This window comes from Pseudomonas cerasi, assembly GCF_027983475.1.
Lineage (GTDB): Bacteria > Pseudomonadota > Gammaproteobacteria > Pseudomonadales > Pseudomonadaceae > Aquipseudomonas > Aquipseudomonas cerasi.
In genome coordinates, this window is sequence record NZ_JAQJVM010000002.1 from 36746 (window position 1) to 49839 (window position 13094).

Sequence of the window (13094 nt, forward strand, 5' to 3'; positions counted from 1 at the left end):
CGAACGCTGTTGGTGAGGTGTCTGCCAACCGACAGCGGGTCCCGTCAGCTTTCACCTGGCTGATTACTTCCAAGGATTTGTCATGAACGTTTTCTGGTTTCTTCCGACTCACGGCGATGGCCATTATCTGGGCACGACAAAGGGCGCACGTCCCGTCACCCTCAACTATTTGAAACAGGTGGCTCAGGCCGCCGATGACCTGGGCTATTACGGCGTATTGATCCCTACCGGTCGCTCCTGCGAGGACTCGTGGGTCATCGCCTCGGCGCTGGTGCCGTTGACCGAGCGTTTGAAGTACCTGGTGGCGATCCGCCCGGGCATCATCTCGCCGACCGTCTCGGCACGCATGGCAGCCACGCTGGATCGTCTTTCCGGCGGCCGGTTGCTGATCAACGTGGTGACCGGCGGCGACCCGGACGAAAACCGTGGCGATGGCAGCTTCCTCGACCACAGTGAGCGTTATGAAGTCACTGACGAATTTCTGAAAATCTGGCGTCGCGTCCTGCAAGGTGAAGCGGTCGACTTCGAAGGCAAGCACTTGCGCGTACAGAATGCCAAGGCGCTTTACCCGCCGATTCAAAAACCCTACCCGCCGCTGTACTTCGGTGGTTCCTCCGACGCGGCGCATGACCTTGCGGCCGATCAGGTGGACGTGTACCTGACCTGGGGCGAGCCTCCGGCAGCCGTGGCGCAGAAACTCGCCGATGTACGTGAACGGGCAGCGCGCAAGGGACGTACCGTGAAGTTCGGCATTCGCCTGCACGTCATCGTGCGCGAGACCAGCGAAGAAGCCTGGAAAGCGGCCAGCACGCTGATCGAACACATCAGCGATGACACCATTGCTGCAGCGCAGAAGTCCTTTTCACGCTTTGATTCCGAAGGTCAGCGGCGCATGGCAGCACTGCATGACGGGCGCCGCGACAACCTGGAGATTGCGCCCAACCTGTGGGCCGGTGTCGGCCTGGTGCGTGGTGGTGCAGGCACGGCGCTGGTCGGCAATCCCGAAGAAGTCGCGGCACGCATCAAGGAATACGCCGACCTGGGCATCGAGAGCTTCATTTTCTCGGGTTACCCGCATCTTGAAGAAGCCTACCGCTTCGCCGAACTGGTCTTCCCGCTGCTGCCCGAGCCTTACGCCAGCCTCGCCGGGCGTGGCATCACCAACCTGACGGGCCCGTTCGGCGAAATGATCGCCAACGATCTGCCCCCGCAGGCCAAGTGATGTCCGGACAACTGCTGACCCTACCCCACTCGCCTGCGCTGGCCACCTCGATCAGGGCCACCGCGCAGGTGTTCGAAGACCCTAAATCCCGGGCCCTGCTCGCTCACGTGCGGCAGGTTGCGCCCAGCGATGCCAGCGTGCTGATCATCGGCGAGACCGGCACCGGCAAGGAACTGGTTGCTCGCCACGTCCACGAACTGAGCGCCCGCCGCGACAAGCCGTTCGTGGCGGTCAACTGCGGCGCGTTCTCCGAAAACCTGATTGAGGCCGAACTGTTCGGCCACGAAAAAGGGGCGTTCACCGGAGCGATCAGCGCCAAGGCTGGCTGGTTCGAAGAGGCCAACGGCGGCACGCTGTTTCTCGATGAGATCGGCGACCTGCCCATGTCGCTGCAGGTCAAATTGCTGCGCGTGCTTCAGGAACGTGAAGTGGTGCGTCTGGGCTCGCGCAAGAGTGTGCCGATTGACGTGCGCGTCCTGGCGGCGACCAACGTGCAGCTGGAAAAGGCCATCAACGCCGGGCATTTTCGCGAAGACCTTTATTACCGGCTCGATGTGGTCAATCTGGAATTGAGCCCGCTGCGCGACCGGCCGGGCGACATCCTGCCCCTGGCCCGGCACTTCATAGAGGTCTACGGCCAGCGGCTGCGGCATGGTCCGGTGCGGATCAGCCCCGAAGCCGAGCACAAGCTCAAGACTTACAGCTGGCCGGGGAACATTCGCGAGTTGGAAAACGTCATCCATCACACCCTGCTGGTCTGCCGTGAAGGCGTTATTCAGCGTGATGACCTGCGCCTGTCGAACCTTAGAATCGAGCGTCAGGATGACCAGACCCCGTCTGACGAATCAGCCGAGCAACTGCTCAACCGGGCGTTTCAAAAGCTGTTTGAAGAACAGGCCGGAGCCTTGCACGAGAAGGTCGAAGATACGCTGCTCAGAACGGCCTATCGCTTCTGCCACCACAACCAGGTGCACACAGCCAGCCTGCTGGGCCTGACCCGCAACGTCACGCGTACGCGTTTGATCAAGATTGGCGAGCTGGCGGTCAACAAACGCAGACCGGGTGAAAATGTCCAGGGCGACCGGATGCTGCACCTGTCGGTGTGAAGGTCAAGACCGATGACGCAGAGCGTCATGAACGGCATTCCCACGCTGGAGCGTGAGGAACGATCACTGTCCGGCAGAACACCATCGCGTCCATGCTACGCGGCGCGGCGCCAAGAGCTGACGCGCAGCGTCATGAACGGCATCGCCACGCTGGAGCGTGAGGAACGATCACTGTCCGGTAAAACACTATCGTGCCCATGCTCCGCGTGGGCATGCCGTTCCGGACGCTCTGCGTCCTCTTCTGAGCAGGCGGCGCTTTACGACAAGCGTATCGCCAGCGCCTTGGCCTGAATTGCCACGTCGGTCACCGCAGTGCTTTCCCACCACATGCCGCGCAATGGCGGGCCCATGGCGAACAGACGTGCCGAGTACTGACCGTGTGCGTCGAGCACTGCGCCAGTGGCGTCGGCGGCGATGCCGAGTGCCAGCGGACCGGGCTGGATCAGCCCGCGTGCCAGCAGTTGCCGGGGCAACGGGCGGTCCACGCGCCGCCAGTCGTATTCGATACCGGTGGAGTTGATCAACGCATCGCCGGTGATCTGCGTCGGCTGACTCTCCCCGCGTCGACGAACGCTGATCTGTACCTGACCTGACGGCAGGCTGGCCACGCCCTGCAACGAGGCCGCATCAATACTCAACCGCCCTTGCCTGATCAGCCGCGCCAGTAGCGCAGCGCTCGGCGGCGGAGAGCGATGGTGGTGACTCTCCCACCAAGGCCTTACATGACGGACGAACTGGCGGCGCTGCTGGTCGCTGGCCTGATTCCACAGCCTGCCGACGTTGGCCCGCACGGTGTCCAGCGGGGCCTGCCAGTCAATGCCGCTCTCGATGGCCAGTTCGCACTGTTCACGCACTTTGCGCACCAGTTGCCGAGTGCTGCGGATACTCGGGTCCTGAGCAAGAAAATCAGACCATTCCGGCGGCTGACGCCGAACGTGCGGCAGCAGGCCGTGCCGGGAAAAAATCTGAATGGGCCCGCGGTGCCCCGCCGTTTCCAGCGAGACCAGCGCATCGACCATGGTCAGCCCCGAACCGATGATCAGCACCTTTGACTGCGGATCAAGCTTTTTCATCACCGCCACATCCCAAGGGTCCAGCGCTGCCGTGTTCAGCTCGTTCGAATCGCGTCGCGGGGTGCGTGAAGCCGCGTACATGCCGGTCGCCAGCACGGCACGGCTACCGCGCAACTTACGGCCGTCAGCCAGCGAGACACTGACCCCACCTTCATGGACCTGCAGGTCGACTGCCTCGCCGGGCACATGCACGGCGGTCGAGCCAAAGGCTTCAGCAGCGCTTAGGGCTTCACGCAGTCGCTGCTGAACATAAAGCCCGAACACACCGCGTGGCGGAAACAGTTCGGCGACCGGGACCCTCTGCTCATAAGCTTCAGGCCAGCCCCCGGCGGCCAGATAGTCAGTCAGCCACTGGGTGAGGTCATCCGGATTATCCGGATCGAGGCTCATCCGCGCAGCGTTGCCATTGAGTGTATGGCCCGGCTCCGTCGCACTGTAGGCCTCGCCCCTGCCGAGTTCGCTGCGGGTTTCGATAATCAGGATTCGGCGCTGGCCCGGTCTGCGCAGCAGTTGCGCCGCCAGCATGGTGCCGCTCAGACCGCCGCCGATGATCAGAATGTCAGCCGTCTGGTGGGAATCTTCGGTCATCGAACAGCGCCTCGGTCGAGTTGCGATAAAGAATCGGAAAGGTCAGAGCACGACATTACGCACGAAGCGCAGGGGCACATCGGCGTCATTGCAGTAGCGGTGCGACTGGTTGCTGGGAAACATGAAGAACTCGCCCGCCCCGACCTGCTGCACGGCCGCAGGGTCGGCAAAGCGCAACGTCAGATGCCCTTCGACGACGTAGACCTGTTCACTCCAGCCATCGGGATCGGCCTCCGAGACATAGGCGTCCCCAGGCTGCAGGCAGAATTCCCACAATTCCACCTCGCGCCGGGCAACGGCCCTGGCCAGCAGCACCGCCTTGCTGCCGACGATCGTACCGGCCCATGCCAGCTCGTTGATGCGGCTGTAATCACGATTTTCAGGTGCCTGGATCAGGTCGCTGAACGCCACTTCCAAGGCTTCGGCCACGCGGTCGAGTGTCGCCAGGCTGACGTTTTTTTCGCCGGCCTCGATAGCGACCAGCATGCGTCGGCTGACTCCGGACTTTTCCGCCAGAGCCGTCTGGCTGAGGTCCGCACTGTTACGCAGACGCCGGACGTTCTGGCTGACGTGCTGCAGCACCGGAGGGCGCTGGGAATTTTCTTTGTGCATGCAGGTGCTCACATCAAACCGTTGCGCATTATACTGCCCAGCCCAGGAACACTGTCAGGTTGTTCCGCCTTTCACCGCGCGCATGGCAATTAACAGGAACCAGGAGCTGACATGAAGTCTATCAGCCGCATACCCCGCATCAGCAAGGCAGAAGCCGTACTGATTCTGATCACCATGCTCTGGGGAGGCACCTTTCTGCTGGTCCAGCATGCGATGACCGTTAGCGGGCCGATGTTCTTCGTCGGCCTGCGCTTTGCCGCCGCAGCGCTTATCGTAGCGCTGTTTTCAATAAAGGTGCTGCGCGGTCTTACCTTCCTCGAACTCAAGGCGGGCGTCTTCATCGGCACCGCGATCATGCTCGGTTACGGTTTGCAGACGATCGGACTGCAGACTATCCCCAGCAGCCAGTCCGCGTTCATCACGGCACTCTACGTGCCCTGCGTGCCTTTGTTGCAATGGCTGGTACTCGGTCGACGACCAGGATTGATGCCGACACTGGGCATCATCCTGGCTTTCACCGGGCTGATGCTGGTAGCGGGGCCGCAAGGCGCATCCCTGCAACTCAGTTCCGGCGAAATCGTGACGCTGATCAGCACGGTGGCCATTGCCGCCGAGATCATCATGATCAGCGCCTACGCCGGTGAGGTCGATGTGCGTCGAGTCACGGTGGTGCAACTGGCCACCGCTTCAGCGCTGGCATTTCTGATGATCGTTCCAACCGAGGAACACTTGCCGGATTTTTCCTGGTTGCTGGTGCTCAGTGCCGTGGGACTTGGGACCATGAGTGCGGCGATCCAGATTGCCATGAACTGGGCACAGAAAAGTGTTTCGCCTACCCGCGCCACCGTGATTTATGCCGGTGAACCGGTCTGGGCCGGAATTGTCGGAAGACTCGCCGGCGAACGTTTGCCGGGCATCGCCCTGCTGGGCGCGGCATTGATTGTGGCCGGAGTGATCGTCAGCGAAATGAAGCGGCGTTCTCCGCGCGCCGAACAGAACGTAGTCGACGAAGAGCAACAGCAGCGAGGCGTGCGCGAAGCTGAATGAACCGTGCTTAATTGCAGGCCGTCAACCACCTTGTTTCTTCGAAACTGTTCCAACGACATATCACCGCATCAGAAGCAATTATTTACCGAATTAAAAAAGCAGACACTTTTTGTAGGAAATTTCGGAAACCGTCTCTTTGGTATCGGAGTGTCTGGCACGTATGATGCTTGACATTCCCCTGCAGATTAGAAGCCTATGTCCCTGATAGTTCTACTGCTTCTGCCTTTCATCGGCAGCTGTCTGGCGGCCTTTTTGCCGCACAACGCGCGTAACGCGGAATCGTTTCTGGCCGGTCTGATCGCCCTCATCGGCGCTGTGCAGATGGCCTTGTGGTTCCCGCAGATCGCCGACGGCGGCGTGATTCGTGAAGAGTATTTCTGGCTGCCAAGCCTGGGCATGAACTTCGTGCTGCGCATCGACGGCTTCGCCTGGCTGTTCTCGATGCTGGTGCTGGGCATCGGTGCGCTGGTCTCGCTGTACGCCCGCTATTACATGTCGCCGGACGATCCGGTGCCGCGTTTCTTCGCGTTTTTCCTGGCTTTCATGGGCGCCATGCTCGGACTGGTGATGTCCGGCAATCTGATTCAGATCGTGTTTTTCTGGGAGCTGACCAGCCTGTTCTCGTTCCTGCTGATCGGCTACTGGCACCATCGGGCCGATGCCCGACGCGGCGCGTACATGGCGCTGATGGTCACCGGCGCAGGCGGTCTGGCGCTGCTGGCCGGCATGATGATCCTCGGCCATGTGGCCGGCAGTTACGACCTGGACCGTGTCCTGGCCTCCGGCGACGCGATTCGTGCGCATGCCCTGTACCCGGTGTTACTGACCCTGATTCTGATCGGCGCGCTAACCAAAAGCGCCCAGTTCCCGTTCCATTTCTGGCTGCCGCACGCGATGGCCGCGCCCACGCCGGTGTCGGCGTATCTGCACTCGGCGACCATGGTCAAGGCCGGGGTCTTCCTCCTGGCGCGTATGTGGCCGGCGCTGTCCGGCACCGAGCAATGGTTCTGGATCGTCAGTGGCGCGGGGGCCTGCACACTGATTCTCGGCGCCTACGCCGCCATCTTCCAGAATGATCTCAAGGGTCTGCTGGCCTACTCGACCATCAGCCATCTGGGCCTGATCACCCTGCTGCTCGGCCTCAACAGCCCGCTGGCTGCGGTGGCTGCGGTGTTCCATATTCTCAACCACGCGACCTTCAAGGCGTCGCTGTTCATGGCCGCCGGTATCATCGACCACGAGAGCGGAACCCGCGATATCCGGCGTCTCAGTGGCCTGGTAAGGCTGCTGCCCTACACCGCGACACTGGCGATGGTCGCCAGCGCGTCGATGGCCGGCGTACCGCTGCTCAACGGCTTCCTGTCCAAGGAAATGTTCTTTGCCGAAACCGTGTTCATTTCCGCCACTGCCTGGGTCGAGATCGCCTTGCCGGTGATCGCGACCATTGCCGGGATCTTCAGCGTTGCCTATTCGCTGCGCTTCACGGTCGATGTGTTTTTCGGTCCGGCGGCCAAGGATCTGCCGCACATGCCGCACGAACCGCCGCGCTGGATGCGTGCACCGGTCGAACTGCTGGTCCTGACGTGTCTGGTGGTGGGGATTTTCCCGGCGCAATCGGTCGCCCCCCTGCTCGCCGCCGCTGCGCGTCCGGTAGTCGGTGGAACATTGCCCGAATACAGCCTGGCGATCTGGCACGGCTGGAACCTGCCAATGGTCATGAGCCTGGTGGCGATGGCCGGCGGTATCATTCTGTATCTGTTGCTGCGCAAGCCGCTCAAGCACGAGCGCATCACCGCCCCGCCACTGGTGGGACGCCTCAACGGCAAGCGCTTTTTCGAGCGCAGTCAGGTTGTGATGATGCACTGGGCGCGCCGTTTCGAACGCAAGGTCAGCACTCGCCGCCTGCAGCCACAACTGTTTCTGCTGGTGCTCGCGGCGGTACTGGGCGGTTTCATTCCGATGTATTTCAGCGGCCTGACCTGGGGCGACCGACCGAAGATTCCGGGCTCCGGGGTGTTTGTCACGCTATGGCTCATCGCGATTGCCTGCGCCATAGGCGCGGCATGGCAGGGTAAATATCACCGTCTGGCAGCACTGGTGATGGTCAGCGTGTGCGGTCTGATGACTTGCATCACCTTCGTCTGGTTCTCGGCGCCTGATCTGGCACTGACGCAACTGGTCGTGGAGGTGGTGACCACGGTGCTGATCCTGCTCGGTCTGCGCTGGCTGCCGCGACGCAACGAAGATGTCGCTCCGCTCAGCGCACGCCTGCGTGCCCGCACCCGGCGCATACGCGACTTCGGCCTGGCGGTGCTCGTGGGGTTGGGCATGGCGATACTCTCCTACGCCATGCTGACCCGCCAGACGCCCAACGCCATCTCGTCCTTCTACCTGAGTCGTGCGCTTCCCCAGGGCGGCGGCACCAATGTGGTCAACGTGATGCTGGTGGATTTCCGCGGCTTCGATACGTTTGGCGAGATCACCGTGCTGGCGGCGGTCGCCATGACAGTGTTCGCCCTGTTGCGACGCTTCCGCCCACCGAAGGAAAGCATTCTGCTGCCCGCCCAGCAGCGCCTGCTGGCCCGTGACGTGGTGACGGATCTGGTCAACCCGCGCAGCGCCAGCGATACCGCGCTCGGTTTCATGATGGTGCCGGCAGCACTGGTTCGATTGCTGCTGCCGATTGCCTTCATTATTTCGATGTACCTGTTCGTCCGCGGTCACAATCAGCCTGGCGGCGGGTTTGTTGCCGGGCTGGTGATGTCGGTGGCGTTCATCCTGCAATACATGGTGGCAGGCACCCAGTGGGTCGAGGCGCAAATGAGCCTGCGCCCGTTACGCTGGATGGGCACAGGCCTGCTGTGCGCAGTGCTGACCGGCGCGGGCTCGATGCTCCTGGGTTATCCGTTCATGACCACCCACACCGCCCATGTCGATCTGCCGATCCTGGGTGATATTCACATTGCCAGCGCGCTGTTCTTCGATGTCGGCGTGTACGCCGTGGTGGTCGGCTCGACGCTGTTGATTCTCACCGCACTGGCGCACCAGTCGGTGCGTAGCCATCGGCCGACGCAGTTGCCCAAGCCTGTCGCCAACCCGCAAGGAATCCTCTGATGGAAGAAGTCATTGCAATCGCCATCGGCGTGCTGGCCGCCTCCGGCGTCTGGCTGATCCTCAGGCCACGTACCTTTCAGGTGGTCATGGGGCTGTGCCTGCTGTCGTACGGGGTCAATCTGTTCATCTTCAGTATGGGCAGCCTGTTCATCGGCAGAGAGCCGATCATCAAGGACGGTATTCCTCAGGACCTGCTCAATTACACCGACCCGTTGCCACAGGCGCTGGTGCTCACCGCGATTGTCATCAGCTTCGCCATGACGGCGCTGTTTCTGGTGGTCTTGCTCGCCTCCAGAGGCCTGACCGGCACCGACCATGTAGATGGCCGGGAGCCCAAGGCATGAGCGGGATGAACCAACTGATCATCGCGCCCATCCTGCTGCCGCTGCTGACCGCCGGGCTGATGCTCTGGCTGGGCGAAAAGCACCGGCCGCTCAAGGGTCGTATCAATCTGTTTTCCAGCATCTTCGGGCTGGGTATTTCCGTGGTGCTGTTCCTCTGGGTACAACACAGCGGCAGCAGCGGCTCGATCGGTGTCTATCTGCCGGGCAACTGGGGCGTGCCGTTCGGCATCGTACTGGTGGTGGACCACCTGTCAGCGATGATGCTGGTGCTGACCGGGATTGTCGGTGTCTGCGCCCTGCTGTTCGCGCTGGCTCGCTGGGACAGGGCCGGTGCCAGTTTCCATGCGCTGTTCCAGATCCAGCTCATGGGGCTGTACGGTGCGTTCCTGACTGCTGATCTGTTCAACCTGTTCGTATTTTTCGAAGTACTGCTCGCAGCGTCATACGGCCTGATGCTGCACGGCTCCGGCCGGGCACGAGTATCGACGGGCCTGCATTACATTTCGATCAACCTGCTGGCTTCGTCGCTGTTTCTGATCGGTGCTGCGTTGATTTACGGGGTGACCGGCACGCTGAACTTCGCCGATCTGGCCATCAAGATCCCGCAGGTGGCGGAGTCCGATCTGGGCCTGCTGCATGCGGGTGCTGCGATTCTGGCCACGGCGTTCCTGGCCAAGGCCGGCATGTGGCCGCTTAACTTCTGGCTGGTCCCTGCTTACTCGGCAGCCAGCGCGCCGGTGGCGGCGATGTTTGCGATCATGACCAAAGTGGGGATCTACACCCTGCTGCGCCTGTGGACGCTGCTGTTTTCCGGCCAGGCCGGTGCATCGGCATTCTTCGGCGGCGACTGGCTGATCTATGGCGGCATGGCAACGATTTTCACTGCAGCCATCGCCATCGTCGCCGCCCAGCGTCTGGAACGCCTCGCCAGCCTGAGCATACTGGTGTCAGCGGGCATTCTGCTGTCTGCCGTGGGTTTCGCCCAGCCAAGCCTGACCTCGGGTGCGCTGTTCTATATGGTCAGTTCGACGCTGGCGCTGAGTGCCATGTTCCTCCTGGGCGAGCTGATCGAACGCTCCCGCTCGGCCAACGAGATCCCTCTGGAATACGATGTGGATCAATTGCCTCGTACCCTGGAGTCTCTGCATCCGCCGCCCGGCACCAACCTGGACGACGAACAGAAGGTCGTGGTCGGTCAGGTCATTCCCATGACCATGGCCTTTCTGGGCCTGAGTTTTATCGTCTGCGCCTTGCTGATCATCGGCATGCCGCCGCTCTCCGGGTTCATCGGCAAGCTGACATTGCTCAGCGCCCTGATGAACCCGCTGGGGCTGGACGTCGCGCAGGACGAAGCGCTTTCGACCCAGGCCTGGATGCTGATCGGCCTGCTGATCTTTTCCGGGCTGGCGTCGCTTATCGCTTTCTCGAGGCTCGGCACGCAACGTTTCTGGACGCCACACGAGCGCCCTTCGCCGATGCTGCGCCGCAACGAATGCCTGCCGATCATCATCCTTCTGGGTCTGTGCATCGCGCTGACCTTCAAGGCCGAGCCCTTGCTGCGCTATACCCAGGACACCGCCGCAGCGCTGCATGAGCCCAAACAGTATGTGCAGTCAGTGCTCGCCACACGCCCGATACCCGGCCCCACCAGTCGGGAAGTCGATCCGGAGGGGCAACCATGAAGCGCCTGTTTCCCGCCCCGCTCCTCTCGTTGGCACTCTGGCTGCTGTGGCTGGTATTGAACCTGTCGATCAGCCCCGGTCACTTGCTGCTGGGCGCGGTGCTGGGGTTTCTCGCCCCCGTATTGATGACCCCGCTGCGCCCGCTGCCGGTACGTATTCGCAAACCAGGTACGATCCTGAAGTTCTTATGGCGGGTGGGACGCGACGTGGTGGTCTCCAATGTGCAGGTCGGCCTGAGCGTCTGGCGGCTCGAAAGCCGTCCGCCACGCTCGGCCTTCGTACGCATTCCACTGGACCTGCACGACGCCCACGGCCTGGCCGCGCTGGCGATGGTCACCACGGTAGTACCCGGAACGGTATGGTCGGAGCTGGCACTGGATCGCAGCGTGCTGCTGATGCATGTCTTCGATCTGGAGGACGAAGCGCAATTCATCGAGCACTTCAAAACCACCTATGAGCGACCGTTGATGGAGATCTTTCAATGAGTGCACTGCTCGACAACGCCATCCTGATCAGCCTGCTGATCTTCGCTCTGGCGATGGTGATCACCCTGCTGCGCCTGCTCAAGGGGCCTTCGGCGCAGGACCGGGTGCTGGCGCTGGATTATCTGTACATCATTGCCATGCTGATGATGCTGGTGCTTGGCATTCGCTACGCCAGTGACACGTATTTCGAAGCGGCCATGCTGATTGCCCTGTTCGGCTTCGTGGGCTCGTTCGCTCTGGCCAAGTTCCTGCTGCGCGGAGAAGTGATCGAATGACCGGACTGCCGAATACAGTGCCCTTCTGGGTGGAAATACTGACCGCCGGGCTGCTGATTGCCAGCAGCCTGTTCGCCTTGACCGGTGCTCTGGGGTTGCTGCGCCTCAAGGACTTTTTCCAGCGCATGCACCCGCCCGCCCTGGCATCGACGCTGGGCGCCTGGTGCGTTGCGCTGGCGTCGATCATCTACTTCTCGGCGCTGAAGTCGGAACCGGTGATCCACGCCTGGCTGATCCCGGTATTGCTGGCGATCACGGTACCGGTGACCACCCTGCTGCTGGCGCGCACGGCGCTGTTCCGCAAGCGCATGGCCGGTGACGACGTGCCCGCGGAAGTCAGCAGCGGTGCCGGCAACGGAGAATCGACAGGCGGCTGAACCGACGCTTGGCCAGTGTTACTCGCTGGCCTTGAAGGTCAGCTCGCCCTTGCGCCATTTGGCGGCCTTGCCGACCGCGCCTTTGAGAAGCTTGCTCATGCCGATCTGCAGTTGCTCTTGCGCAGCGAAGACCATGAATACGGTCTGACCTTCCTTGAACACGATACCGTGACCTTCGGGGACGTCGACGAAGGCATATTCGCCCAGCCCATACACGGTGGTCTTGATTTCACGGAATTTCAATTCGAGCTTGCCGCCCTCGCGACTGGGCAGAACAGAAGCGCGGAAATGGTCGCCCACCTTGAGCTCAAGGCGAGGTTTATCGTCGACTACCAGTGCGGTTTCGGTGTCGATTTCAGCGATATAGATGCCTTCGGCTGATTGTTCGGTGATGTAGACAAAACGGGATTGGAACTGCTTGACCAACTGTGCACGGAGGTCGCCGAGCACGAACAAGGCATGGGTATCCAGATTACTTACAGCCAAAGTACAAACCCTCAAACATGAAATGAGGCTGCCTGATGTCAGGGCAGTCGAGAAAGTGATTCGTCCATAGACCGCTTCATGTGGCCGGAGATTTTCCGGCATGCTGCACGCAGAAGCGCAGACAGCGCCGCCGCAAACCTTGTGCAGGCGGGTGGCGGATTCTACCGGCTCATGGCAGCTACGGGATATATACCTTTTGTACACAGCAGTGTCGCAGCAGCGCTGATGCCCTGAAAATTGCAGTCAGCCCGGGCACGGCGCAAAGGCTGGACGGGTTCCAGCCTGCGTTGGGTGCATCCTGCGATAGCAGAAACATATCATTTATAGCCGTCGCAGAAAAAGCCATCTTTTCTCCACAGCCAAATGCATCGAACTCTTGCCTGTGCCCACCACTCCCATAAGAACTGATGAATACGGGGATATCCCCCGGCGAGGAGATGACATGGAACAGACTACAACTACCATCAACGACCTGTTCGCCCAATTGGCGCTGGATTCCGATGATGAAAGCATCGAAAAGTTTATCGCCAGCCATCCTCTGCCCGACGACGTCAAACTGATCGACGCAGAATTCTGGACGCCGCGTCAGTCTGACTTTCTCAAGGAACAGCTGCACGAAGATGCCGAATGGGCGATGGTGGTCGACGAGCTGAACGTGCGTCTTCACAAAAAGCCCGAGTGAG

At 61.4% G+C, this 13094-nt stretch carries 13 protein-coding genes; 10 read left to right on the forward strand and 3 right to left on the reverse strand.

What is annotated here, in order from left to right:
- Window positions 1-82 precede the first annotated feature (82 nt).
- Window positions 83-1222 (forward strand): FMNH2-dependent alkanesulfonate monooxygenase, encoded by a 1140-nt coding sequence (ssuD, locus tag PI739_RS09280; protein WP_003436407.1) that lies wholly within the window; start codon window positions 83-85, stop codon window positions 1220-1222.
- The gene (locus PI739_RS09285) at window positions 1222-2328 is read left to right on the forward strand and encodes a sigma-54 interaction domain-containing protein (protein ID WP_058397930.1); all 1107 of its coding nucleotides are present in this window, start codon (window positions 1222-1224) and stop codon (window positions 2326-2328) included. The genes ssuD and PI739_RS09285 overlap by 1 nt, the downstream gene beginning before the upstream one ends.
- Before the next feature lie 257 nt (window positions 2329-2585).
- On the opposite strand, the gene PI739_RS09290 is transcribed toward PI739_RS09285, so the two are convergent.
- Both PI739_RS09290 and PI739_RS09295 read right to left on the reverse strand, forming a co-directional pair.
- Window positions 2586-3989 (reverse strand): FAD/NAD(P)-binding protein, encoded by a 1404-nt coding sequence (locus tag PI739_RS09290; RefSeq protein WP_271351767.1) that lies wholly within the window; start codon window positions 3987-3989, stop codon window positions 2586-2588.
- A gap of 42 nt (window positions 3990-4031) precedes the next feature.
- Complete coding sequence (locus tag PI739_RS09295; protein ID WP_003436399.1) at window positions 4032-4601, reverse strand: helix-turn-helix domain-containing protein; 570 nt, start codon at window positions 4599-4601, stop codon at window positions 4032-4034.
- A gap of 111 nt (window positions 4602-4712) precedes the next feature.
- Between PI739_RS09295 and PI739_RS09300 the strand changes: the two genes are divergently transcribed.
- From PI739_RS09300 to PI739_RS09330, 7 genes are all read left to right on the forward strand, one after another.
- On the forward strand, window positions 4713-5648 hold the full coding sequence (locus tag PI739_RS09300; protein WP_044308566.1) for a DMT family transporter: 936 nt from the start codon (window positions 4713-4715) through the stop codon (window positions 5646-5648).
- Between the two features lie 195 nt (window positions 5649-5843).
- Complete coding sequence (locus PI739_RS09305) at window positions 5844-8762, forward strand: monovalent cation/H+ antiporter subunit A (RefSeq protein WP_065349536.1); 2919 nt, start codon at window positions 5844-5846, stop codon at window positions 8760-8762.
- Window positions 8762-9106, forward strand: a complete 345-nt coding sequence (locus PI739_RS09310; protein WP_002554068.1) for a Na+/H+ antiporter subunit C — start codon at window positions 8762-8764, stop codon at window positions 9104-9106. The genes PI739_RS09305 and PI739_RS09310 overlap by 1 nt, the downstream gene beginning before the upstream one ends.
- Window positions 9103-10788, forward strand: a complete 1686-nt coding sequence (locus PI739_RS09315; protein WP_271351772.1) for a monovalent cation/H+ antiporter subunit D — start codon at window positions 9103-9105, stop codon at window positions 10786-10788. Before PI739_RS09310 ends, PI739_RS09315 begins: the two co-directional genes overlap by 4 nt.
- A complete protein-coding gene (locus PI739_RS09320) occupies window positions 10785-11273 on the forward strand; it encodes a Na+/H+ antiporter subunit E (protein ID WP_271351773.1) in 489 nt (162 codons plus the stop codon). Before PI739_RS09315 ends, PI739_RS09320 begins: the two co-directional genes overlap by 4 nt.
- Window positions 11270-11548: a K+/H+ antiporter subunit F gene (locus tag PI739_RS09325; RefSeq protein ID WP_002554071.1), complete on the forward strand. Its 279-nt coding sequence runs from the start codon at window positions 11270-11272 to the stop codon at window positions 11546-11548. The genes PI739_RS09320 and PI739_RS09325 overlap by 4 nt, the downstream gene beginning before the upstream one ends.
- Entirely contained in the window at window positions 11545-11925 is a 381-nt protein-coding gene (locus PI739_RS09330; protein WP_003370543.1) for a Na+/H+ antiporter subunit G, read from the forward strand. The genes PI739_RS09325 and PI739_RS09330 overlap by 4 nt, the downstream gene beginning before the upstream one ends.
- An 18-nt stretch (window positions 11926-11943) precedes the next feature.
- Here the strand turns inward: PI739_RS09330 and PI739_RS09335 are convergent, their stop codons facing one another.
- On the reverse strand, window positions 11944-12411 hold the full coding sequence (locus tag PI739_RS09335; protein ID WP_003370542.1) for a hypothetical protein: 468 nt from the start codon (window positions 12409-12411) through the stop codon (window positions 11944-11946).
- A gap of 442 nt (window positions 12412-12853) precedes the next feature.
- Between PI739_RS09335 and PI739_RS09340 the strand changes: the two genes are divergently transcribed.
- Window positions 12854-13093, forward strand: a complete 240-nt coding sequence (locus tag PI739_RS09340; RefSeq protein WP_003315766.1) for a DUF2789 domain-containing protein — start codon at window positions 12854-12856, stop codon at window positions 13091-13093.
- Window position 13094: the final 1 nt, after the last annotated feature.